Source organism: Streptomyces sp. Isolate_45 (assembly GCF_024721315.2).
Classification (GTDB): Bacteria; Actinomycetota; Actinomycetes; order Streptomycetales; family Streptomycetaceae; genus Streptomyces.
Map to the genome: position 1 here is coordinate 44,440 of NZ_JANFAK020000033.1, position 21,675 is coordinate 66,114.

23 protein-coding genes are annotated in these 21,675 nt (G+C 71.6%); 15 read left to right on the top strand and 8 right to left on the bottom strand.

From position 1 onward, the window contains the following. Positions 1-6: 6 nt before the first annotated feature. On the top strand, positions 7-1,746 hold the full coding sequence (locus tag NOD94_RS13605) for a cytochrome c biogenesis protein ResB (RefSeq protein ID WP_281206142.1): 1,740 nt from the start codon (positions 7-9) through the stop codon (positions 1,744-1,746). Next, a complete protein-coding gene (ccsB, locus tag NOD94_RS13610) occupies positions 1,743-2,822 on the top strand; it encodes a c-type cytochrome biogenesis protein CcsB (RefSeq protein WP_281206143.1) in 1,080 nt (359 codons plus the stop codon). Before NOD94_RS13605 ends, ccsB begins: the two co-directional genes overlap by 4 nt. 105 nt (positions 2,823-2,927) lie before the next feature. Here ccsB and NOD94_RS13615 read toward each other — a convergent pair whose 3' ends face one another. Both NOD94_RS13615 and NOD94_RS13620 read right to left on the bottom strand, forming a co-directional pair. Then, positions 2,928-3,464, bottom strand: coding sequence for a hypothetical protein (locus NOD94_RS13615; protein WP_281206144.1), 537 nt, complete (start codon positions 3,462-3,464; stop codon positions 2,928-2,930). A 112-nt stretch (positions 3,465-3,576) separates the two neighbouring features. Continuing rightward, positions 3,577-3,954, bottom strand: a complete 378-nt coding sequence (locus NOD94_RS13620; protein WP_281206145.1) for a PLD nuclease N-terminal domain-containing protein — start codon at positions 3,952-3,954, stop codon at positions 3,577-3,579. Between the two features lie 90 nt (positions 3,955-4,044). Here NOD94_RS13620 and NOD94_RS13625 point away from each other — a divergent pair, with 90 nt between their 5' ends. The 3 genes from NOD94_RS13625 to mqnP are packed head-to-tail and all read left to right on the top strand — an operon-like array spanning position 4,045 to position 6,904. Next, complete coding sequence (locus NOD94_RS13625; protein WP_281206146.1) at positions 4,045-5,502, top strand: menaquinone biosynthesis decarboxylase; 1,458 nt, start codon at positions 4,045-4,047, stop codon at positions 5,500-5,502. Continuing rightward, complete coding sequence (locus NOD94_RS13630; protein WP_281206147.1) at positions 5,499-5,984, top strand: hypothetical protein; 486 nt, start codon at positions 5,499-5,501, stop codon at positions 5,982-5,984. The genes NOD94_RS13625 and NOD94_RS13630 overlap by 4 nt, the downstream gene beginning before the upstream one ends. Next, positions 5,981-6,904, top strand: coding sequence for a menaquinone biosynthesis prenyltransferase MqnP (mqnP, locus tag NOD94_RS13635; protein WP_281206148.1), 924 nt, complete (start codon positions 5,981-5,983; stop codon positions 6,902-6,904). Before NOD94_RS13630 ends, mqnP begins: the two co-directional genes overlap by 4 nt. Before the next feature lie 11 nt (positions 6,905-6,915). Here the strand turns inward: mqnP and NOD94_RS13640 are convergent, their stop codons facing one another. Beyond that, complete coding sequence (locus NOD94_RS13640) at positions 6,916-7,521, bottom strand: rhomboid family intramembrane serine protease (RefSeq protein WP_281206149.1); 606 nt, start codon at positions 7,519-7,521, stop codon at positions 6,916-6,918. A gap of 98 nt (positions 7,522-7,619) precedes the next feature. Here NOD94_RS13640 and NOD94_RS13645 point away from each other — a divergent pair, with 98 nt between their 5' ends. Next, a complete protein-coding gene (locus NOD94_RS13645; protein ID WP_281206150.1) occupies positions 7,620-8,309 on the top strand; it encodes a UbiX family flavin prenyltransferase in 690 nt (229 codons plus the stop codon). Here NOD94_RS13645 and NOD94_RS13650 read toward each other — a convergent pair. Then, the gene (locus NOD94_RS13650; protein ID WP_266947896.1) at positions 8,306-8,440 is read right to left on the bottom strand and encodes a hypothetical protein; all 135 of its coding nucleotides are present in this window, start codon (positions 8,438-8,440) and stop codon (positions 8,306-8,308) included. The two genes, NOD94_RS13645 and NOD94_RS13650, sit on opposite strands and share 4 nt — an antisense overlap. Positions 8,441-8,561: 121 nt before the next feature. Here NOD94_RS13650 and NOD94_RS13655 point away from each other — a divergent pair, with 121 nt between their 5' ends. The 4 genes from NOD94_RS13655 to NOD94_RS13670 all read left to right on the top strand — a co-directional run bounded on the left by NOD94_RS13655 (position 8,562) and on the right by NOD94_RS13670 (position 12,475). Beyond that, positions 8,562-9,017, top strand: coding sequence for an Lrp/AsnC family transcriptional regulator (locus NOD94_RS13655; RefSeq protein WP_281206151.1), 456 nt, complete (start codon positions 8,562-8,564; stop codon positions 9,015-9,017). Between the two features lie 53 nt (positions 9,018-9,070). Continuing rightward, positions 9,071-10,234, top strand: a complete 1,164-nt coding sequence (mqnE, locus tag NOD94_RS13660; RefSeq protein ID WP_281206152.1) for an aminofutalosine synthase MqnE — start codon at positions 9,071-9,073, stop codon at positions 10,232-10,234. A gap of 180 nt (positions 10,235-10,414) precedes the next feature. Beyond that, the gene (locus NOD94_RS13665) at positions 10,415-10,723 is read left to right on the top strand and encodes a DUF4229 domain-containing protein (RefSeq protein ID WP_281206153.1); all 309 of its coding nucleotides are present in this window, start codon (positions 10,415-10,417) and stop codon (positions 10,721-10,723) included. Between the two features lie 405 nt (positions 10,724-11,128). Further along, positions 11,129-12,475, top strand: a complete 1,347-nt coding sequence (locus NOD94_RS13670) for a dicarboxylate/amino acid:cation symporter (RefSeq protein WP_281206154.1) — start codon at positions 11,129-11,131, stop codon at positions 12,473-12,475. A gap of 91 nt (positions 12,476-12,566) precedes the next feature. On the opposite strand, the gene NOD94_RS13675 is transcribed toward NOD94_RS13670, so the two are convergent. Next, the gene (locus NOD94_RS13675; RefSeq protein WP_281206155.1) at positions 12,567-12,929 is read right to left on the bottom strand and encodes a hypothetical protein; all 363 of its coding nucleotides are present in this window, start codon (positions 12,927-12,929) and stop codon (positions 12,567-12,569) included. Continuing rightward, positions 12,914-15,067: a serine/threonine-protein kinase gene (locus tag NOD94_RS13680; protein ID WP_281206156.1), complete on the bottom strand. Its 2,154-nt coding sequence runs from the start codon at positions 15,065-15,067 to the stop codon at positions 12,914-12,916. Before NOD94_RS13680 ends, NOD94_RS13675 begins: the two co-directional genes overlap by 16 nt. Before the next feature lie 132 nt (positions 15,068-15,199). Here NOD94_RS13680 and NOD94_RS13685 point away from each other — a divergent pair, with 132 nt between their 5' ends. The 3 genes from NOD94_RS13685 to NOD94_RS13695 all read left to right on the top strand — a co-directional run bounded on the left by NOD94_RS13685 (position 15,200) and on the right by NOD94_RS13695 (position 17,259). Next, a complete protein-coding gene (locus NOD94_RS13685) occupies positions 15,200-15,418 on the top strand; it encodes a hypothetical protein (RefSeq protein ID WP_281206157.1) in 219 nt (72 codons plus the stop codon). Positions 15,419-15,661: 243 nt separating this feature from the next. Then, entirely contained in the window at positions 15,662-16,687 is a 1,026-nt protein-coding gene (locus tag NOD94_RS13690) for a helix-turn-helix domain-containing protein (protein WP_281206158.1), read from the top strand. A 98-nt stretch (positions 16,688-16,785) separates the two neighbouring features. Then, the gene (locus tag NOD94_RS13695; RefSeq protein ID WP_281206159.1) at positions 16,786-17,259 is read left to right on the top strand and encodes a MarR family transcriptional regulator; all 474 of its coding nucleotides are present in this window, start codon (positions 16,786-16,788) and stop codon (positions 17,257-17,259) included. A 39-nt stretch (positions 17,260-17,298) separates the two neighbouring features. On the opposite strand, the gene NOD94_RS13700 is transcribed toward NOD94_RS13695, so the two are convergent. Both NOD94_RS13700 and NOD94_RS13705 read right to left on the bottom strand, forming a co-directional pair. Beyond that, positions 17,299-17,694, bottom strand: coding sequence for a contact-dependent growth inhibition system immunity protein (locus tag NOD94_RS13700; RefSeq protein WP_281206160.1), 396 nt, complete (start codon positions 17,692-17,694; stop codon positions 17,299-17,301). An 81-nt stretch (positions 17,695-17,775) separates the two neighbouring features. Then, positions 17,776-18,576, bottom strand: a complete 801-nt coding sequence (locus NOD94_RS13705) for a hypothetical protein (protein WP_281206161.1) — start codon at positions 18,574-18,576, stop codon at positions 17,776-17,778. Positions 18,577-19,198: 622 nt separating this feature from the next. Here NOD94_RS13705 and NOD94_RS13710 point away from each other — a divergent pair. Together NOD94_RS13710 and NOD94_RS13715 are read left to right on the top strand one after the other, a co-directional pair. Next, positions 19,199-20,974, top strand: coding sequence for an AMP-dependent synthetase/ligase (locus tag NOD94_RS13710; RefSeq protein ID WP_281206166.1), 1,776 nt, complete (start codon positions 19,199-19,201; stop codon positions 20,972-20,974). Between the two features lie 94 nt (positions 20,975-21,068). Further along, positions 21,069-21,602, top strand: a complete 534-nt coding sequence (locus NOD94_RS13715; protein ID WP_281206162.1) for a hypothetical protein — start codon at positions 21,069-21,071, stop codon at positions 21,600-21,602. Positions 21,603-21,675: the final 73 nt, after the last annotated feature.

Genomic DNA, 21,675 nt, shown 5'->3' on the forward strand with positions numbered 1-21,675 from the left:
ACGGACATGAGTACGACCGACAAGGCGCCCGGCGAGGCGCCCCACGACTCCGCCCCCGCGGACACCCCCGAGACCCCCGACACCTCGGCCGCGGACGCCACCGACCTCGCCGCGGGCGCGCAGCTGTCCACGGCCCCGCTGGAGGACGCGCCGTCCGCCCCCGTCGGCATCGGCGTGCTCGGCTGGGCCCGCTGGTTCTGGCGTCAGCTCACCTCGATGCGGGTGGCGCTGATCCTGCTCTTCCTGCTGTCCCTCGGCTCGATCCCCGGCTCGCTCGTCCCGCAGACGCAGGTCGACGCGATGAAGGTCGCCGAGTGGAAGGACAAGCACGAGTTCTGGGTGCCGATCGCCGAGAAGCTCCAGCTGTTCGACGTCTACAGCTCGGTGTGGTTCTCCGCGATCTACATCCTGCTGTTCGTGTCGCTCATCGGCTGCATCGTGCCGCGCACCTGGCAGTTCATCGGCCAGCTCAGCGGCCGCCCGCCGGGCGCCCCCCGGCGCCTGGACCGGCTGCCGGCGTACGCGACGTGGCGCACGGAGAAGTCCCCGGAGGAGGTGCTCGCCTCGGCGAAGACGCTCCTGGGAGGGCGGCGCTTCCGTACCGACGCGGCCGGCACGGCCGTCGCCGCCGAGAAGGGCTACCTCCGCGAGGCCGGGAACCTGGCCTTCCACATCGCCCTGATCTTCATGCTGGTCGCCTTCGCGGTCGGGCAGCTCTACAAGTCCGAGGGCGGCAAGCTCGTCCTGCGCGGCAAGGGCTTCTCGAACACGCTGACCCAGTACGACGACTTCAAGTACGGCGGCCTCTTCTCGCCCGACAGCCTGCCGCCGTTCTCGTTCACCCTGGACAAGTTCGACGCGACGTACGAGACGAGCGGCCCGCAGAAGGGCACGCCGCGCGACTTCAAGGCGTACGTCTCCTTCAGCGAGGGCGCGCACGGCAAGCCGGTCAAGACCGAGATCGAGGTCAACAAGCCGCTGGAGATCGACGGCTCCAAGGTCTTCCTCCTCGGCCACGGCTACGCGCCGGTCATCTCGGTGACCGGACCCGACGGCAAGGTGATCTTCAAGGACGCCGTGCCGATGCTGCCCTTCGACGCCAACCTCAGCTCCTCGGGCGCCGTCAAGGTCACCGACGGCTACAAGGACAAGGACGGCAAGCAGGAGCAGCTCGGCTTCAACGCCATGTTCGTGCCGACCTTCGCGGGCGAGGGCAAGGGCACGATGCTCTCGCAGTTCCCCGCCCTGGACTTCCCGGTGCTCGCGCTCAGCGCCTACCACGGCAGCCTCGGCGTGGACTCGGGCCTGCCGCAGAACGTGTACCAGCTGAACACCTCGAAGATGAAGGAGTTCAAGGACGAGCAGGGCGAGCTCTTCAAGAAGCGGCTGCTGCCCGGCGAGACGATGACCCTGCCGGACGGCGCGGGCACCGTGAAGTTCGAGGGCATCGAGCGGTGGGCGACCTTCTCGGTCACCCAGCAGCCCGCCAACGGCCTCGCCCTCGCGGGCGCGATCGTCGCCATCGGCGGTCTGGCCGCCTCACTGTTCATCCAGCGCCGCCGGATCTGGGTCCGGGCGGTGACCGGCAAGGACGGCGTCACCGTCGTCGAGATGGCGGGACTCGGCCGCAGCGAGTCCGCCAGGCTCCCGGAGGAGCTCGCGGTGCTCTCCGCCGCCCTCCACCAGCAGGCGCCCTCGGCGCCCGGACAACCTGTCAAGGAAAACGTTGAAGGGGAGCGCGGATGACGCCGCTCGCAGTCGCAGCCAATGAGAACCTGGCGCAGATCAGCAACTATCTGATCTATTCGTCGATGGCGGTCTACACGCTCGCCTTCCTCGCGCACATTCTCGAATGGACCTTCGGCAGCCGCAGCAAGGTGGCCCGTACGGCCGCCGCGCTGACCGCGTCGCAGGCCGCCGAGGCGCCCGCCGTGCAGGTGCGCGGCAAGGGGGGCACGGCCGTCCTCGACAAGCCGAAGGTCATCACCCGCTCCGCCACCGGCTCGCGCGACGTGCCGGACGGTCCGGGCGCCGCCGGTGGCGACGAGCAGGGCGACCTGTACGGGCGGGTCGCGGTCTCCCTGACGGCGCTGGGCTTCCTCATCGAGGCGGCCGGCGTGGTCGCCCGCGCGCTGTCGGTGCAGCGGGCGCCCTGGGGCAACATGTACGAGTTCTCGATCACCTTCTCCACGGTGGCCGTCGGCGCGTACCTGCTGCTGCTCGCGCTGAAGAAGAACGTCCGCTGGCTCGGTCTGATCCTGGTCACGACCGTCCTGCTCGACCTCGGCATCGCGGTCAAGGTGCTGTACACCGACAGCGACCAGCTGGTGCCGGCCCTGGACTCGTACTGGCTGTGGATCCACGTCTCCACCGCCATCTTCTGCGGCGCCGTCTTCTACATCGGTGCGGCCGGCGCGGTGCTCTACCTCTTCCGCGACAGCTACGAGAGCCACCTGGAGGCGGGCCGCACGCCGGGTCGTTTCCGCACCTCGGTGATGGAGCGGTTGCCCTCCTCGGCCTCGCTCGACAAGTTCTCGTACCGCATCAACGCGGCGGTCTTCCCGCTGTGGACGTTCACCATCGTCGCGGGCGCGATCTGGGCGGGCGACGCGTGGGGCCGCTACTGGGGCTGGGACCCCAAGGAGGTCTGGTCGTTCGTGACGTGGGTCGCGTACGCCTGCTACCTGCACGCGCGCGCCACGGCGGGCTGGAAGGGCCGCAAGGCCGCCTACCTCGCGCTGTTCGCCTTCGCCTGCTGGATCTGGAACTACTACGGCGTGAACATCCTGCTCAGCGGCAAGCACTCGTACGCGGGCGTCTGACCGGCGGATCCCACCCGCCGCGATTCCCGAAGGAGGCCCCGCCGCCCGCCCCGACCACGTCGGGCGGGCGGCGGGGCCTTTTCGCGGGCCCGGGGCCGGCTGCGCTCAGGCGTCCTTCTCCAGGACGTAGGCGCCGTTCCCCTGTGCGGGGCCGAGGAAGAAGTAGAGCTCCAGGGTCCGGCGTTCGTCGCGGCGGAGCTCGAAGGTCCAGGAGTAGCGGCCGGGCGTCCGCGTGACCGTGTTGCTGCGGGTCGCGGTGCCGGTGGCGGCGGGCAGGTCCAGGCGCAGGTGCTGGCCGAGGTTGCGGCCGGCCGGCTGGTCGTCGGTGAGCGTCCAGGTGGCCGGGCCGGAGAGCCGCCAGCCCGCCGCGTAGTCGCGTTCCTGGCCGTCGAGGAGGGTGACGGAGGCGGTTCCTCCGGAGTGGAAGACCACCACGGTGCCGTCGACGCAGCGCCAGGTGCCGACGATCTCGGAGAGGCGGGCGTCATAGACGGCGGGGACGGGGCCGGGGGAGGAGCGCTGCGGGTTCCAGCCCGTCATGGCGAGCAGGGCGGCGACGAGCACGCCGTACGCGAGGAGATTGCGCAGGGCCGTGTCGATGATCCGAGGCCCGCCGTGCTGCGGGGCCCGTGGCAGTGGCATGGGGCCATTCTGTCAGCCGACTTGAACGCGTTCAATCATCTTTGCGTCACATGCGGCGCACACCGGTACCCCGTCAACGAGCGCGTCCCGCGCGCGAGTTCCCGGATCGACGCTAGTCCTTGTCCTTGTCCGTGCCCGTGTCAGTGTCCGTGTCCTTGTCGCGGTCGTGCCCACCGTCGCGGTCCTCGCCCTCGCGCTGCGCCTCGTCCTTCTTCTCCTGCTCGTCGCGCAGCGACTTGAGGAAGTCCGGGTTGTCGTCGGGGGCGACCCACTGGTTCCGGCGGGGTCGGCCGCCACCGCCGCCCACCGCGGAGCGCTTCTTGCCCGCCCAGAGCCAGACCACCGGGCCGACGATCGAGAACAGCAGGATGATGATCACCCAGACCCCCTTGGGGAGGACCTTGACCTCTTCCTCCGGGGTGTTCAGGCAGTCGACGAAGGCGTAGATGGTCAGTGCGAGGAGAAGCAGGAAGGGCAGAAGGCGCAGCACGGTGTGGGACCGACTCCCGAGCAGTGGCGGCGGGACCGCGCGGGGCCCCGGTGACGCTTCCAGGGTAGAGGGTGACGGATACTGGGCCCCATGGCTTACGACGATCTCCGCTCGCTGCTCCGGGCTCTGGAGCGAGAGGGCGACCTCAAGCGCATCAAGGCCGAAGTCGACCCGTACCTGGAGGTCGGGGAGATCGTCGACAGAGTGAACAAGGCGGGGGGTCCCGCGCTGCTCTTCGAGAACGTCAAGGGCTCGGCGATGCCGCTCGCCATGAACGTCTTCGGGACCGACCGACGCCTGCTGAAGGCCCTCGGCCTGAAGTCGTACGCGGAGATCAGCGAGAAGATCGGCGGGCTGCTCAAGCCCGAACTCCCGCAGGGCTTCATCGGCGTCCGCGAGGCCTTCGGCAAGCTCGGCTCGATGGTGCACGTCCCGCCGAAGAAGGTGAAGGGCGACTCCGCGCCCGTCCAGGAGGTCGTCCTCACCGGCGACGACGTCGACCTCGACCAGCTCCCGGCGCTGTTCACCTGGCCCAAGGACGGCGGGGACTTCTTCAACCTCGGCCTCACGCACACCAAGCACCCCGAGACGGGCGTGCGCAACCTCGGCCTCTACCGCCTCCAGCGGCACGACAAGCGCACCATCGGCATGCACTGGCAGATCCACAAGGACAGCCGCAACCACTACGCCGTCGCCGCGGCGAAGGGCGAGCGGCTGCCCGTCGCCATCGCCTTCGGCTGCCCGCCGGCCGTCACCTACGCCTCCACCGCCCCGCTGCCCGGCGACATCGACGAGTACCTCTTCGCCGGGTTCGTCGCGGGCAAGCGGATCGAGATGGTCGACTGCAAGACGGTCCCGCTCCAGGTCCCGGCCAACGCCGAGGTCGTCATCGAGGGCTGGCTGGAGCCGGGGGAGATGCTCCCCGAGGGCCCCTTCGGTGACCACACCGGCTTCTACACCCCGCAGGAGCCCTTCCCCGCGCTGAAGATCGACTGCGTGACGATGCGCAAGCGTCCGCTGATCCAGTCGATCGTGGTCGGCCGGCCGCCGACCGAGGACGGACCGCTGGGGCGGGCCACCGAACGGTTCTTCCTGCCGCTCCTGAAGATCATCGTGCCGGACATCGTGGACTACCACCTGCCGGAGTCGGGCGGCTTCCACAACTGCGCGATCGTCTCGATCGACAAGAAGTACCCGAAGCACGCGCAGAAGGTCATGCACGCCATCTGGGGCGCCCACATGATGTCGCTGACCAAGCTGATCATCGTGGTGGACAAGGACTGCGACGTCCACGACCTGCACGAAGTGTCCTGGCGGGCGCTGGGCAACACGGACTACGCGCGCGACCTGACGGTGGTCGAGGGGCCGGTGGACCATCTGGACCACGCCTCGTACCAGCAGTTCTGGGGCGGCAAGGCGGGCATCGACGCCACGAAGAAACTCCCGGAGGAGGGTTACACGCGCGACGGCGGCTGGCCCGACATGGTGGAGTCCGACCCCGCGACGGCGGCCCTCGTGGACCGCCGCTGGAAGGAGTACGGACTGTGAGTCCCATCGCCGTGGGCGGACCCGCCCTCTTCATCGGAACCGACACGCCCTGCGTCGCGCTGGTCCGCCCCGAGATCGACCCGGCGCAGCCGGGCGTCCGGGAGGCGGCCGAGCGCGCCGGAGTGACCCCCGAGGAGTTCGCGGGGCCGTCCGACCTGTGGCAGTTGATCGCCGACCGGACGGACGGGGAGGGCCGCGAGATCGCCCTCAACGAGCTGTCCACCGCCGACGCCGACGCCTTCGCGGGCAGCCTGCTCGCCGCGACCGCCGACCCGGACGCCGAGTTCACGGTCGTGCTGACCGTGGCCGCGCACGACGTGCTGCGCCTCAGCGGCCGTCCCGCCGGCGAGGGCTTCGCCTTCCTGGCGTCCGTCGTCCCGCCGCCGTCGGAGGGCACGCCCCCGCTGGAGATCGAGATCGGCCCCACCGCCCTCGCCGACCTGCGCGTCGAACTCGAACAGTTCCGGAGGTCCCTCGGATGACGTCGGCCGCCGAGGGGGTCCTCGAACCCGGGCCCGCGCCCCGCACGAACGGCAAGGTGAAGGCCTTCCTGCGACTCGTGATGATCGAGCACTCGGTCTTCGCGCTGCCGTTCGCCTACATCGCCGCCTTCACCGCGATGTTCCAGCTCGACGGGACCGTGCACTGGGGGACGCTGCTGCTCGTGACCATCTGCATGGTCGGGCTGCGGACCTTCGCGATGGCGGCCAACCGGATCATCGACCGGGAGATCGACTCCCGGAACCCGCGCACCGCCGGGCGCGAGCTCGTCACCGGCGCGGTGTCGGTGCGTTCCGCCTGGACCGGCGCCGGGATCGCGCTCGTCGTCTTTCTCGGCTCGGCGGCGCTGCTGAACCCGCTGTGCCTGATGCTGGCGCCGGTCGCCGTGGTGCCGATGGTGGTGTACCCGTACGGGAAGCGGTTCACGGACTTCCCGCACGCCATCCTGGGCCTCGCCCAGGCGATGGGCCCCGTCGGCGCCTGGCTGGCCGTCACGGGCGAGTGGTCGTGGGACGCGGTCGTGCTGGGGCTCGCCGTCGGCGTGTGGATCGGCGGCTTCGACCTGATCTTCGGCTGCCAGGACGTGGCGGCCGACCGGGCCGAGGGCGTCCGCTCGGTCCCGGCCCGCTTCGGCATCCCGGCGGCCCTGTGGGGCGCCCGGGGCGCGCACGTGGTGACCACCGGGCTGCTGGCCTGGTACGGCGTGCTGACGGAGGCGGGCGTGCTGTTCTGGGCCGGCCTGGTGATCGTGGTCGGTGCGTTCCTCTACGAGCACACCATCGTCAAGCCGCACGACCTGTCCCGCCTGAACCGCGCCTTCTTCACGGTCAACGGGTTCATCGGGATGGCCCTGTTCGTGTGCGCGCTGCTGGACCTGGTCGTGCGGGGGCTGACCTTCTAGAGGGTGAGGTTCTAGAGGGTGAGGGCGGTGGTGGGCTTCGGCCGGCGGAAGAAGAGGGCCGTGACCACGCCGGCCGCGAGGCCGCAGAGGTGGCCCTGCCAGCTGATCCCGTCGTCGGAGGGCAGGAGGCCGTAGAAGATGCCGGCGCCCCAGTAGAGGCCGATCGCCACGCCCACCACGACGCCCAGGACCTTGCGCTCGACGAAGCCCCGCACGACGAGGTAGCCGAAGAGGCCGAAGACGAGGCCGGAGGCGCCGGTGGTGATGCTGTCCGACTCCGAGATCAGCCAGGTGCCGATGCCGTCGGCGACGATGATGATGGCGCTGACGGCGAGGAAGCGGCGGATGCCGCCGAGCGCGGCGACGAAGCCGAAGACCAGCAGCGGGACGCTGTTGGCGGCGACGTGGTCGAAGCCGAAGTGCAGGAACGCGGCCAGCGGGGACCGCAGGAGGCTCTCGGGCTCCCGGGCCACGATGCCGTACTCGTCCAGCGCGTTCCCGGTGGCGTGGTCGACCGCTTCTATCAGCCAGAGCAGCCCCACCCACCCCAGCATCAGCAGGCCGGCCGCCTTGGCCCGCTGCGTACGGCTCCACTCCTCGACGTGTGCTTCCGCCATGGCGGCCCGCCCCCCTCGTGCGTCGTGCGTCCCACCCCTTGAAACGTCGGGTCACCTTACCCAGTGCCCTTCCGGTGTGGCCGGATAGTCTCGGAGGTATGACTGAGCGCAATCGCACCCCGTGGGTGGTCGGGGTTTCCGGGGCGTCCGGGACGCCGTACGCGGCGGCGGTGATCCGCGGGCTGCTGGCAGCGGGGGAAAGCGTGGACCTGGTGGTGAGCAGGGCCTCCCGGCTCACCCTCCTGGACGAGACCGGCATCGCCTTCCGTGACGCGCACTGGCGCGACGACCTGGCCCGGTGGCTGGAGCGCGGGGCGGACGGGAAGCCGGGCACGTTCGCGGCGCCGGTGCTGGACGACGTCCGTCACTGGGCGGCCGGCGACCTGGCGGCCGGGCCGAGCTCGGGTTCGTACCCGGTGAAGGGGATGCTGATCGTGCCGGCGTCGACGGCCTGTGTGGCCGGGGTGGCGCTCGGGCTGTCGAAGGACCTGCTCCAGCGGGTCGCGAGCGTGACGCTCAAGGAGCGGCGCCGGCTGGTGGTCGCGGTGCGGGAGACCCCGCTGAGCGGGCAGACCCTGAAACACCTGGTGGCGCTGGACGAGGCGGGCGCAGTGGTGCTGCCCGCCTCTCCGGCGTTCTACGCGGGTGCGACGCACATCCAGGATCTGGTGGACTTCGTCGCGGGGCGGGTGCTCGACGCGGCGGGTGTGCCGCACGTGCTGTACCGCAGGTGGGAGGGGGAGCTCGGTGGCTCCCGTGCTCCCGAGGGGGCAGGCGGCGGTGACTAGCGCTTCTTGGCGCTGCGCGGCTTGCGGGTCTTGTCCACGCGGTGGGCGGCGGACGGCTGGTCGGTGCGGGATCGGTTGGCCAGCTCCTGGAGCTGTCGCATGTGTGCGTAGGCCATCTCGATCGTGTACACGGTGAACCACTCCTGAAGATCGTCTTTGATCTGTTGAAAGATTCGCAGGGTGTTGACCCTGCGTGCCTTTGATTCTATACCTAGACTTGCAGAATCGCCGAATAATGGAAGGCTCCACGTAATGGACACGGTGGACAGGCAGCTCATCCAGGCACTTCGTGAGAACGGTCGTGCCTCGTATGCGGAGCTGGGCCGTCTCGTGGGCCTCTCCGGCCCCAGCGTCACCGACCGCATCAACCGGCTGGAAACGGCCGGCGTCATCACCGGCTACCGCGCGACGGTGGCCGCCGCCGAGCTCGGGCTCGGCGTCACCGCGCTGATCGGGATCTCCCTCTCCGACGCGGCCGACCACGAGGACGTGGCCCGCAGGCTCCGCGACCTCGCGGAGATCGAGGACTGCTGGTTCATCGCGGGCGACGACTCCTTCATGCTGAAGGTCCGCGCCAGCGACGTCGACGGCCTGGAGAAGATCATCCGTAGGCTCTCGGGCACCAAGGGCGTCTCGCGCACCCGCACCACGATCGTGCTCTCCACGAAGTGGGAGAACCGGGTCGGGGAGCTGCCCGAGGAGAGCTGAGAGTACGGTGGGTGGCGGTTGCAGGCAGGTCAGGACAAAGAGGAGACACCGGCATGGACGCTGGGCTCAAGCGTGAGCTGGAGGAGAAGGTCCGCTCCGGCGAGCGGCTGACGCGTGAGGACGGCATCGCCCTCTACGAGTCGGACGACCTGGCCTGGCTCGGTGGCCTCGCGCACGAGGTGCGCACGCGCAAGAACGGTGACGTCGTCCACTTCAACGTCAACCGCCACCTGAACATGACGAACGTATGCACCGCGTCCTGCGCGTACTGCTCCTTCCAGCGCAAGCCGGGGGAGAAGGACGCGTACACGATGCGCATCGAGGAAGCCGTCCGCCTGGCCAAGGCCATGGAGAACGAGAACCTCACCGAGCTGCACATCGTCAACGGTCTGCACCCCACCCTGCCGTGGCGGTACTACCCGCGTTCGCTGTCCGCCCTCAAGGAGGCGCTGCCGAACGTCTCGCTGAAGGCGTTCACGGCGACCGAGATCCACCACTTCGAGACGATCTCCGGGATGTCGGCCTCCGACATCCTGGACGAGCTGATCGAGGCCGGTCTGGAATCGCTGACCGGCGGCGGCGCGGAGATCTTCGACTGGGAGGTCCGCCAGCACATCGTCGACCACCGCACCCACTGGGAGGACTGGTCGCGCATCCACCGGCTGGCCCACTCGAAGGGGCTCAAGACCCCGGCGACGATGCTCTACGGGCACATCGAGGAGCCGCGCCACCGCGTGGACCACGTGCTGCGGCTGCGCGAGCTCCAGGACGAGACCGGCGGCTTCCAGGTCTTCATCCCGCTGCGCTACCAGCACGACTTCGTGGACATGAAGGACGGCAAGGTCCGCAACAAGCTCCAGGCGCGGACGACGATGGCGACCGGCGCCGAGGCGCTGAAGACCTTCGCGGTCTCCCGGCTGCTCTTCGACAACGTCCCGCACGTCAAGGTGTTCTGGGTGATGCACGGCGTGCAGACCGCCCAGCTCGCGCTGCTGCACGGTGCCGACGACATGGACGGCTCGGTCGTCGAGTACAAGATCACGCACGACGCCGACAACTACGGCACCCCGAACAAGCTCGGCCGCGAGGACCTCCTCGAACTCATCCGCGAGGCGGGCTTCCGTCCCGTGGAGCGCAACACGCGCTACGAGATCATCCGCGAGTACCCCGGCCCGGACGCCGACCTGCGGGAGACCCCGCAGGCGATGCGCCTCTGAGCGCTCGTACCCCTTGACGGAGCCCCGGTCCCCCGCGGACCGGGGCTTTTCCGTCGCCCCGCCCCCGGTGCCGCGCCGGCCGGTGCGGCACCGACCCCCGGCGGGCCGGCGCGGAGCCCCGGCGTGCTTCACTGGACGGGCACGCCATGCCCGCAGGACGACGAGAGAGAAGGGGTCACCGTGTCCCTCAAGACGAGCGCGACGATCCGCTACACCGCGATGCGCCTGGGCATCTTCGTCGGATGCCTGGTCCTCGTCGCCCTCCTGGTCCGCCTGGGCTGGGTGCCCTCCGGCCTCGGCGACGCCAACCCCGCCTGGATCGTGCTGCTCGCGCTCGTGCTGTCCGCCCCGCTCTCGTTCGTCCTCCTGCGCAAGCAGCGCGACGCGATGTCCGTGCAGATCTCCGGACGCGTCGCGGGTGCGAAGGACAAGCTCGCGGCGAACCGCAGCCAGGAGGACGTGGCCGACGACGCCGCCCGCGTCGGCTGACCGCAGCCGCGTTGGCTTCCTCACACACCGAACGGCCCCAGCTACGGGAATACCGCCCGTAACGCTGGGGCTTTCGTGTTTTCCCGGTCGCGCGGGGCGGGCCTCGGGCCCTTCTGGATCAAAGAATCACTTTGGGCTTCTCAAAGGAGAAGTGTTAGCGTGTTCAACATGTTGACCACAGCCGCGCACCCGATGACCACGAGCGTCCCGCTCGTGGAGCGCCTGCACGTCGACCTCTGCCGCCGCGTGTCCGCGGCCTGTTGCTGTTGCCGCTGATTCCCTCCGCAGTTGAGCTGAATCGATACAGCAGCGGTCCCGGCCGGCCCGGCCCCTTCCGGCTGCTGCCGCACCGCACCCCCCGCAGAACCTTCCGCCGTACCTCGTGCGTCCCCCCGGAGAGTGTCCGTGTCCGCCACCCCCCAGGCCCAGGCTCCCGCCAAGGCCTCCTTCAAGTTCCCGTTCTGGGCCCAGATCGTCGCCGGTCTCGTGCTCGGCGTGCTGTTCGGCTGGCTCGCCCGCAGCCAGGACATCAGCTGGCTGAAGACCACCCTCGAACAGGTCGGTGACATCTTCATCCAGCTGCTGAAGCTGGCCGTCGCCCCGCTCGTCTTCTTCGCGATCCTGGTGTCCATCACCAACCTGCGGAAGGTGAACAACGCCGCGCGGCTCGCCTCCCGCACCCTGCTCTGGTTCATGATCACGTCGCTGATCGCGGTCGGCATCGGCCTCGCGATAGGCCTGCTGACCGACCCGGGCGCGGGCACCGGCCTCACCCCGGCCGACGGCAAGGAGCCCAAGCGGACCGGTTCCTGGATCGACTTCCTGACCGGCATCGTGCCGAAGGACATCATCACGCCGTTCACCGAGCTGAACGTGCTGCAGATCGTCTTCCTGGCCGCCGTCGCCGGTATCGCCGCCCTCCAGCTCGGCAGCAAGGCCCAGCCGGTCCTGAACCTCGCCGAGTCGGTCCTGGAACTCCTCCAGAAGGCCCTGTGGTGGGTCATCCGCCTCGCCCCGATCGGCACCATCGGCCTCATCGGCACCGCCATCGCGAGCTACGGCTGGGACCTCCTCGGCAAGTACGCCACCTTCACCGCCGACGTCTACATCGGCTCGGCCCTCGTCATGTTCGGCGTCTACCCGCTGCTGCTGTGGGCCGTCGCCAAGGTGAACCCGCTCCACTTCTACAAGGGCGCCTGGCCCGCGATCCAGCTCGCCTTCGTCTCCCGCTCCTCGGTCGGCACCATGCCGGTCACCCAGAAGGTCACCGAGCGCCTCGGCGTCCCGAAGGAGTACGCCTCCTTCGCCGTCCCGTTCGGCGCCACCACGAAGATGGACGGCTGCGCCGCGATCTACCCGGCGCTCGCCGCGATCTTCATCGCGAACATCTTCGACGTGCAGCTGGGCATCAAGGAGTACCTGCTCATCGCGTTCGTCTCGGTGGTCGGCTCCGCCGCCACGGCCGGTCTGACCGGCGCGACCGTGATGCTCACCCTGACCCTGTCCACGCTGGGCCTGCCGCTGGCCGGTGTCGGCCTGCTCATGGCGATCGACCCGATCCTCGACATGATGCGCACCGCCACCAACGTGGCCGGCCAGGCCGTCGTCCCGGTCATCGTCTCCGCCCGTGAGGGGATCCTGGACAAGGAGGCGTACGCCTCCGCCTCCGCCTCCCCGCTGGACGAGAAGGCCGAACCGGTCGAGACCCCGGCCGAGGAGAAGGCCGGCGCCCCGGTCGCCGTCACCGCCTGATCCGGACGCGCCCCGAGCGCGCCCGCCCACCGCGGCCCCCGCCCCCGTCCGGGCGGGGGCCGCGGTGTTGTCGCGTTCGGGGACTCCCGACTCACACGGTCAGGGCGCGGACGTAGGCGACGGTGGCCAGCAGGAACGGTCCGGCGTACCACCAGCGGCCCATGGTGCGGTGGAAGACCGGTACGGCGGTGAGCAGCAGGCCCGCGAAGCACACCGCGATCGACGCCCCGGCCGCGAACCGGACGTCGTCGCGCAGCGGGTCGTGCGCCGATCGCGGGCTCATGGCCAGCGCGAGGAAGCACGCGTACACCGCCGGTACGTAGAGCAGCACGAGCGGGACGCCCAGCACCCAGCGCAGACAGCCCCGGTCCTCGGGCAGGTCGACGCTCTCGCGCCGGTACGGCCCGCCGCGCCTGCCGGTCGTCGTCCTCGCCGGGGTCACGCGAGCTTCCACAGGCGGATGGTGTTGTCGCCGCTGCCGGTGGCGAGGGTCTTGCCGTCGGGGCTGTACGCGACCGATGACACGGCGCCGGTGTGGCCGGTCAGGGTGCTGATCTGCGAGCGCCTGGCCACGTTCCACAGGCGGACGGTGTTGTCGCTGCTGCCGGTGGCGAGGGTCTTGCCGTCGGGGCTGTACGCGACCGATGACACGGCGCCGGTGTGGCCGGTCAGGGTGGTGCTGGTGCCCTTGGCGATGTTCCACAGGCGGACGGTGTTGTCGGTGCTGCCGGTGGCGAGCGTCCTGCCGTCGGCGCTGAACGCCACCGACGCGACCGACCCGGTGTGGCCGGTGAGCATGGTGACGATGGTGCGGGAGGCGACCTCCCACACCAGGACCGTGTTGTCGTGACCGCCGGCGGCGATGGTCGCGCCGTCGCGGCTGAAGCCCACCGACCAGACGCTGCCGGTGTGGCCGGTCAGGGTGGTGCTCGTGCGGTCGGCGGTGTTCCAGAGGCGGACGGTGTTGTCCCAACTGCCGCTGGCCAGGGTCTTGCCGTCGGGGGTGAACGCCAGCGACCAGACGCTGCTGGTGTGCCCGGTGAGCAGCGCGCCGGTGCGGCTGCCGACGTCCCACAGGCGGATCGTGTTGTCCAGGCTGCCGCTGGCGAAGAACGCGCCGTCGGGGCTGAACGCGACCGACGCCACGGCGTTGGAGTGGGGCGGGAACGGGGACGTCTTGGTGCGGGTCGCGATCTTCCACACGCGGACGGTCTTCCCGCTGTTGCCGCAGGCCACGGTCTTGCCGTCGGAGTTGAACGCCACCGAGGACACCGCCCCGGCGTCGTCGGTGAGGACGGACGGGGCCGGCGTGATGACGCCGCCGCTGTCGCTGCCCTTGGCCCCGTCGGTGCCCGCGCCGTCGGTGAGGTTCATGATGGTGAACGTGCCGCCCGACACGGCGGCGAGCGCGGCGAGGCCACCGAGCACGACGTTCCGCCGGGTCGGGCCGGAGGAGGGGGCTTCGGTGCCGGCTTCGGTGTCGGTGCCGGCGTCGGTGTCCGTCGGCGCGGGCCGCTCGGTCGGGGCGGGCGGGCCGTCGGGAAGGGGCGGTACGGGCGGCGGGGGCGTGCGGGGCGGCGGTGCGGTCCGGGTGGGTGCGGTGTCGACCGGGTCGGAGCCGGAGCCGGAGGCGGAGCCGGAGCCGGAGCCAAAGCCGGAGTCGGTGCCGGGATCGGTGTCGGGGCCGGTGTCGGTGTCGGAAGGTGCTTCACCGGTCGGGGCGTTGTCGGTGGGCGGGGCCGTGCCCGGGGCGGGGTGCGCGGCGGGCGCCGGGGGGCGCAGCGCGCGCAGGACCTCGGCCGTGGCGGCCGCGTCCGGCCGCGCGGCCGGGTCCTTGGCCAGCAGCGAGGAGACCAGCTTCTCGACGCCGAGGGGCACGTCCGCCCGGACCGTACGCAGCCCCGCCGGCACCTCCTCCAGGTGCCGGCGCATCAGCGCCCACGGCTGCTCCGTCGCGGGGAACGGCGAATCGCCCGTCAGCAGGGCGTGCAGGACGCAGCCGAGGGCGTACAGGTCGCAGCGGGCGTCGACGTGCTCGCCGCGCCACTGCTCGGGCGCCATGTAGGAGGGCGTGCCGAACGGGCGGCCGGTGACCGTCAGACCGCCCGTCGCGTCGGCGGTGCGCGCGATGCCGAAGTCGCAGATCTTCAGGCGGCCGTCGGTGAGGAGGAACAGGTTCGCGGGCTTGAGGTCCCGGTGCACCACCTTCCGGGCGTGCGCGGCCGACAGCGCCTCGGTGGCCTGGAGGGCCAGTTCGACGGCCTCGGCCACGGGCAGCCCGCCCGGCGAGCGGGCCAGCCGGTGGGCGAGGTCCTCGCCCTCCAGCAGCTCCATCACGATGAACAGCCGGTTCTCGTGGTGCCCGATGTCGTGGACGACGGTGATGCCGGGATGTTGGAGCCGCGCCCCGATCGCCGCCTCGCGCCGGAACCGGCGCAGCAGTTCGTCCGGTGCGTCGAACTCCAGCAGCACCTTCACCGCGACCGGCCGGCCGAGGTCGACGTCGTACGCCCGCCACACCTCGCCGATGCCGCCGTGCCCGAGCCGTGCGTCCAGCCGGTACCTGCCGGAGAAGTGCTCCCCCGCCCGCATGGGGCCCCCTGAGATGTGCCGCCGCCAAGAACAGGGGACATTGTCCAGTACGGGGGTCAGGCGCGTCCCACGAACTCCGCCCGGACGCCTGCGGCGAGCGGGGGTGGGGGCTGCCGTCGGGAGTTCCGGGTCGTGCTCACCCGAACCGCCCGTGCGCCCCGGATCGAGGTGGCGGACACCCGCCGGGACCGGGTCGCCGCTTCCCGCGACGCGGATCGGGGCGCGGAGGCCGGGCGGGGGCTCGTGCTGGTGGCAGCGCCGGCCGACCGGTGGGGCGTGGGGCAGGGGCCGCCGCCGTGGAAGGCGGTGTGGGCGGAGCTGGACCTGCCCGGTGAGTGCCCGGAGCCGTGACGCGGGGGGTCGGGATCCGGTCGTATGCGACGTCTACCCCGTTCAAGTACCGGGCTGAAACCAACCAACCCCACCCCTCCGGCTCCCCGCTCACTCACACGGGTGAACTGTGCCAACTGGGCTGGATTTCGACGCGGTTGAGCGGCATATGCTCGGCCCCACCAGACGCAGACATGAGACGGCCCCCGCCGGGACGGGCATCCCGAACGAGGGCCTGACCAAGTAGGAAGTAGCACCTTCCCCATGGCATTCCAGCACCCTAGCGCGCCCTCGCCCGCCTCGTCCCGTGTTCCCGCCGGGACCATTCGATCCGGTGTCGTCCACGTCAACACCCAGCACACCACTCACTACACCGTGGTCGGCAACCACCTCGCCCAGCACCGCGAGCTGTCGCTGACGGCGATCGGACTCGCCCTGCACATCCAGTCGCTGCCCACCGGTGCCCGCGTCGGCATCCAGGCGCTCGCCGGCCGGTTCCCGGAGGGGGAGTCGCGGATCGCGACGGCCCTGCGGGAGCTGGAGGCGCATGGGTACCTGGAGCGGAGCCGCGTACGGATCGGCGACGGGCGGATCGTGACCAGGACGGTCTCCTACAACCACCCGAAGGGCACGCCCCCGCCCCCGCCGCCCCCGCCGGGCGACCGCGCACCTGTAGCGGACCCGGCCGAGCCCACCACCGTCCCGAAGCCCGACCCGCAGCCCGCTGCGGGGCCGCTGCCGCAGCCCGCCCCAGGGCCTGCCCGGGAGGAGCCGGAACCGGAGCCTGCCTCTGGCCCGCGGCCCGCCTTTGACCTGCGGCCCGCACCGAGGTCGGAGTCTGCTCCGGAGCCGGTCCCGGAGCCGGATCTCAGCCCCGCATCGGATCCCGACCCCGGGCCGGAGGCAGGTGGTCCCCGGTGGCGGGAGGCCGAGGCGCTGCTCGCCCGGCTGCGGGAGGACGACCACCGGCTGCTGCTCTCGGAGAGCTCCGTACGCCAACTCGCGCCCGGAGTGGCGGACTGGCTGCACCGGGGCGCCGCCCCGGAGGCCGTGCGGATGGTCCTCGCCGCGGACCTGCCCCCCGACCTGCGGCACCCGGCCGCCCTGCTCGGCTACCGACTCAGGTCGTCCAGGCCGCCACGGCTCTCGGCCGTTCCGGCCGCCGCCGCTCCGTCCTCGCGACCCGACCCGATGCAGAACTGCGACGGCTGCGACCGCGGCTTCCGCGCCCCCGCCCCGGGCCGCTGCGCGGACTGCCCGCCCGAGCATGAGGCCTTGGCGGCCGCCTGAGGAACCCCTTGCCCTCAAGTGCGCTTGAGGTCATACGGTTTCGACGTGACCCGCACCGCTTACGGGTCCCGTGTCCAGGTACCAGGAGGGGACATCACATGACGACCCAGCAGACCTCCGACGCCGAACTCGCCGGCCGGCCCGCCGCCTACTGGACCGGTGTCGCCTACGAGGCGCTGACCGCCTACACCCGGGCCCGCCAGGTCGAACTCGGCTACACACAGCCCCAGTTCTGGCTGCTGCGCAACCTGTCGGAGAACGACATCTCGCCCGACGGCAAGGGGATGACCCTGCGGGCGCTGCGGGAGGCGATGGCCTCCTACATCCGGCCCGAGGACGATCTGGCGGTGGAGGCCGAGGTGCTCCTGGAGCGCGGCTGGTTGACGCGGGACGCCGAGGAGCGGCTGTGGCTCACCGAGGAGGGGGAGCGGGCCCGCGTCGAGCTCGGACGCCACGGGCCCGCGATCCGCGCCGCCCTCCACGAGGGCATCGACGACGCGGACTACGTCACCACGCTGAAGGTGCTCCAGCGGCTGATCCATAACGCGGGCGGAGCGCCCGCGACCGCGTGAGTCCGCCCCCGGAGGATCGGTGTCGGGCCCCGGGGGCCGTCACCCGGCCGGGTTCCGGTGGTCCGGGTCGGCGTGGGTCGCCAGGAACTCCGCGCGTTCGGGCGTGGCGGGGAGCGGGGCGACGACCGTCGCGAGGCGGACGGCGAGGTCCGGGAACAGGAGCCAGGCCGTGGCGGGGCGCGTGACGGCGGCGTGCAGGAGGTCGCCCTCGTAGAAGCACGCGTCCAGCAGCGGATCCTCGACCAGCAGGTCGACCGCCAGCGGCAGGACGTGGGGGAGCGCCACGTCCTGGCTGATCAGGGTGCGCAGGTCCGCGGGCGCGAGGCTGCCCAGGGGGCGCCGGCGCAGGGCGTGGACCTTGGTGGCGAGGCTCGTCGCGTTCGGCGGCGCGGGCGGCCACGGGGGGCCGTCGATCTCGTCGAGGGTGCGGTCCAAGTGGTGGAGCATCATGTCGCCCTTGCGTCTGCCGAGTTGCGGAAGAGTGGAGAAGCCTCCCTGTCTACCAGTCGGGAGCGCCTATCGGCGGGAGTACGAGCCGATGCCGACGAGGCAGTACACGTACTCGTTCAGGACGCTGCCGTTCATCGTGTAGCGGTAGGAGAAGGCGTACTCGGTCTTCGTGTTGGTGTTGCAGCGGTCCATGTCCGAGGTGAAGGGGATGCTTTCGATCACCCGGTAGTGCGCGTCGGACGCCGTGCAGGGCACCTCGTCCACGTTCGTGACGCGCTGCGCCGTCGTGGAGTCCGGGAGCTCGCCGTTGAGGCAGGTGCCCCGGTCGAAGGGGGTGGGGGCCTCGCTGGTGGGGGTCGGGTCCGGGACCGGTGCGGCGGTGGTCGGGTCCGGCGCGGGCGCGGCGCTCCGCGAAGGGGTCGACTCCGTCGCCATGTGGGTGGGGGCCTGGGTCGCGGGCGGGGAGTAGTGGCCCGGGCGGGGCGGCGGCTCCGAGGAACTGGCGGCGGTGGAGGCCTTGTTGTCGGAGGTGTCGTCGCCGTTGCTCACCAGGAAGAAGGCGACGGCGATGGCCGCGACCGTGCCGAGGGCCACCAGGCAGCCCGTGCGGCCGGACCTGCCGGGAGCGCCGGGCGACCCGGCCGCGGCGGAGGCCATCGGGGTCGTGGTCGTCGCGCCGACCGGGGTGCCGGTCACCAGGATCCGCAGCAGCACCTCCTTGCCGGCGACCTGCGCCCGGATGAGATCGCCGTTGCGGGTGGGCGGGATCCGCAGGCTGACCGGACCGCTCGCCAGGGTGACGCTGATGACCACCCCCGCCGCGGCCTGCTCGGCGGTGAGAGTGAGTTGGATTTCCTGTGACGACACCGGAGTCCCCTTCCGATCGAGGGCCCGAAGCCGTCGGACGGACCTCCCCGATTCTGCCCGCTGCGCGCCGACGGGCGCATGTGTTCTGCCGTACTGAGTAAGGCAGTTCGCGACCGCAGTGGTCAAAGGGATTGCGGACGCGGCCTGTTCGGCGGCGCCCGTGCGGCGCAGGTCCGCCGGGGGCGTCGACTCCGCCGCGTCGAGGAGCGCGGGCCGCCCGCGCCGGCGGCCGGGGCCGTGGGACCGGCGGACTCGGCACGACCGTGATGCCGTGCGGCGGCGAGTGCCTCGTGATCCGCGCCGAGGGTCGGGATTTTTTCGCCGTGGGCGTGGACGCCGTCGAACGCGGCGCCGCTCCGCCGAACTCCCCGAAGGCCACGGGGGATCGGCGCGGGCGCTGACCTCCGGCGGCGTTCCCGGGGGACCCCGCCGGGCCCCCCGGGAGGAGAAAGGCCCGGTCCGGGGGGTGGTCGGACCGGGTTACCCGTGCGTAGATTACCGGCGGTAACTCCGATCGACCCGAGGAGAGCGCGCCGTGGATGCCGAGCCGAAGCTGGTGGAGCCCGTCAAGACGACCATCGCCGGGGTGGTGCGGGAGGTCTCCGTGCCCCCGCTCGCGGGGATGCCACAGAGGGGCTCGCTCGGGGACCTACCGTTCGACAACGCCCGCGAGGCCCCGAACGAGGCCGTCCTCGCCCGCAAGGCACCCGACGGCACCTGGCACGACGTCACCGCCGCCCGGTTCGCCGCCGAGGTCCTCGCCGTGGCCAAGGGACTCATCGCCGAAGGGCTCAGAGCGGGCGACCGGCTGGCCATCATGGCCCGCACCACCTACGAGTGGACCCTGCTGGACTTCGCCGGCTGGGCCGCCGGCCTGGTCACCGTGCCGATCTACCCGACCTCCTCCGCCTCGCAGGCACGGTGGATCCTCCACGACTCCGGCGCCGTCGCCTGCGCCGTCGAGGACACCGCCCAGGCCCGGATCATCAGCGCCGAACGCGGCAACCTGCCCGGACTGGCGCACCTGTGGGAGTTCGACACGGGCGCGGTCGCCCGCCTCGTCAAGGCCGGGGAGCACCTGCCCGACGCCCTCGTGCACGCCCGCCGGGAGGCCCGTACGCCGGACACCGTCGCCACGCTCGTCTACACCTCCGGCACCACCGGGCAGCCCAAGGGCTGCGTCCTGACCCACGCCAACTTCTTCGCCGAGGTCGACAACGCGGTGGGGCTGCTGCACCCGGTCTTCAAATCGGTCACCGAGGAACCGGCCTCCACCCTGCTGTTCCTGCCGCTCAGCCACGTCTTCGGGCGGATGGTCGCCGTCGGCTGCATGCGGGCCCGGGTCAAGCTCGGCCACGCGCCGAGCATCCGCACCGAGGAACTGCTCGCGGACCTGGCGGGCTTCCGACCGACGTTCCTGCTCGCCATCCCCTACGTCCTGGAGAAGGTCTACAACACCGCCCGCGCCACCGCCGAGCGGATGGGCCGCGCCGCCTCCTTCGACCGGGCCGCCAGGATCGCGCAGAGCTTCGGCGAAACGGTCGAGGGCAAACGCCCCGGCATGGGGCTGCGCGCCGCCCACGCCCTCTACGATCCCCTCGTCTACCGGCGCATCCGGGCCGCCCTCGGCGGACGCGTGCGCTACGTCCTCAGCGGCGGCTCCCCGCTCGGCCGGCGGCTCGCCGCCTTCTACACCGGCGCCGGCGTCGAGGTCTTCGAGGGCTACGGGCTGACCGAGACGACGGCCGCCTCCACCATCACCCCGCCGCTGCGCCCCCGCCTCGGCACCGTCGGCTGGCCGCTGCCCGGCACGTCCGTACGGATCGCCGACGACGGTGAGGTGCTGCTGCGCGGCGCCCACGTCTTCGCGGGGTACTGGAACGTCGCCGCCCAGCCCGCCGGAGGCTGGCTCGCCACCGGGGACATCGGCGAACTGGACGCGGACGGGTACCTCACCATCACCGGGCGCAAGAAGGACCTGATCATCACCTCCGGCGGGAAGAACGTCGCCCCGGCGCCCCTGGAGGACTGGCTGCGCGCCCACCCGCTCGTCGGCCAGTGCATGGTGATCGGCGACAACCGGCCCTACGTCACCGCCGTCATCACGCTGGAGCCCGACGGGCTGGCGCACTGGCGGCAGATGCACAAGAAGCAGGGCGTGCCGATCCGCGAGCTGGTCACCGACGAGGACCTCCTCGCCGACCTCCAGCGGGCGGTGGACGAGGCGAACCAGATGGTCTCGCGCGCCGAGTCGATCCGGCGCTTCGCCGTCCTGCCGGGGGACTTCACCGAGGAACGCGGGCACCTGACGCCCTCGCTCAAGCTCCGGCGCGGCGCCGTCGCCCGGGATTACGCCGCCGAGATCGACGCCCTGTACCGGGGGCCGCGGGAGCGGTGAGGACCGGGCCGGTTCGCGACACCGGTCATATGATCACGGCGACCCGGTGCGCGGAGATCGACCGCGCGCCCGAGCTTCGGGGGAAGCCATGACCGTGAGACCGTCCGCAAGCGTGCGCAAGGGCGTGCGCAAGGGCGTGCCCGGAGCCGTGTCCGTGCTGGTGGCCGTCGTTTGCGCGGGTGGCGCACTGACCGGGTGCACCGGGGCCGGGCCGGAGCCGCGGTCCACCGCGGACGCCGCGCCGACACCGCCCCCGATCGTCACCCGGACCCCGGCCCCGTCGACGCCCCCGACGCCCCCGACGCCCCCGGAGGGTGCCGAGGGGTTCGGCCCGGTCGTCGCCCGCGACGGCGACGTCAGCGCCCACGCCGCCGTGCGGGAGGCCGGCGGCGTGCTGCGGGTGCCCGTCTCCGTCACGAACCGGGGCAGCGTGCGGGCCTTCTACGAGGTCACCGTGCGGGTGACCGGCCCCGACGGCTACGAGGCCACGGGCAGCTTCGGCACCGACACCGTCGGCGTGTACCCCGGCGCCTCCTGGCCCACCGAGGTCCAGGTCTCGATGCCCGGCCGGGCCGCGCCCGCGGAACCGAAGGTGGAGATCGCCCGGGTCGAGGTCGACCGGCACTAGGGCCTGTCGTCAAACTCCCGTCGTCGCCCGGAGGGCGGCCTCGCGGCGGTCGGTGCGTGCTCCCGGCGTGCCG

What these genes read in the sequence shown, in the direction of transcription:
- NOD94_RS13605 (WP_281206142.1), top strand. Translation starts at nt 7, where the DNA reads ATGAGTACGACCGACAAGGCGCCCGGCGAGGCGCCCCACGACTCCGCC.
- ccsB (WP_281206143.1), top strand. Translation starts at nt 1,743, where the DNA reads ATGACGCCGCTCGCAGTCGCAGCCAATGAGAACCTGGCGCAGATCAGC.
- NOD94_RS13615 (WP_281206144.1), bottom strand. Translation starts at nt 3,464, where the DNA reads ATGCCACTGCCACGGGCCCCGCAGCACGGCGGGCCTCGGATCATCGAC.
- NOD94_RS13625 (WP_281206146.1), top strand. Translation starts at nt 4,045, where the DNA reads ATGGCTTACGACGATCTCCGCTCGCTGCTCCGGGCTCTGGAGCGAGAG.
- mqnP (WP_281206148.1), top strand. Translation starts at nt 5,981, where the DNA reads ATGACGTCGGCCGCCGAGGGGGTCCTCGAACCCGGGCCCGCGCCCCGC.
- NOD94_RS13640 (WP_281206149.1), bottom strand. Translation starts at nt 7,521, where the DNA reads ATGGCGGAAGCACACGTCGAGGAGTGGAGCCGTACGCAGCGGGCCAAG.
- NOD94_RS13645 (WP_281206150.1), top strand. Translation starts at nt 7,620, where the DNA reads ATGACTGAGCGCAATCGCACCCCGTGGGTGGTCGGGGTTTCCGGGGCG.
- NOD94_RS13655 (WP_281206151.1), top strand. Translation starts at nt 8,562, where the DNA reads ATGGACACGGTGGACAGGCAGCTCATCCAGGCACTTCGTGAGAACGGT.
- mqnE (WP_281206152.1), top strand. Translation starts at nt 9,071, where the DNA reads ATGGACGCTGGGCTCAAGCGTGAGCTGGAGGAGAAGGTCCGCTCCGGC.
- NOD94_RS13680 (WP_281206156.1), bottom strand. Translation starts at nt 15,067, where the DNA reads ATGCGGGCGGGGGAGCACTTCTCCGGCAGGTACCGGCTGGACGCACGG.
- NOD94_RS13690 (WP_281206158.1), top strand. Translation starts at nt 15,662, where the DNA reads ATGGCATTCCAGCACCCTAGCGCGCCCTCGCCCGCCTCGTCCCGTGTT.
- NOD94_RS13695 (WP_281206159.1), top strand. Translation starts at nt 16,786, where the DNA reads ATGACGACCCAGCAGACCTCCGACGCCGAACTCGCCGGCCGGCCCGCC.
- NOD94_RS13710 (WP_281206166.1), top strand. Translation starts at nt 19,199, where the DNA reads ATGCCACAGAGGGGCTCGCTCGGGGACCTACCGTTCGACAACGCCCGC.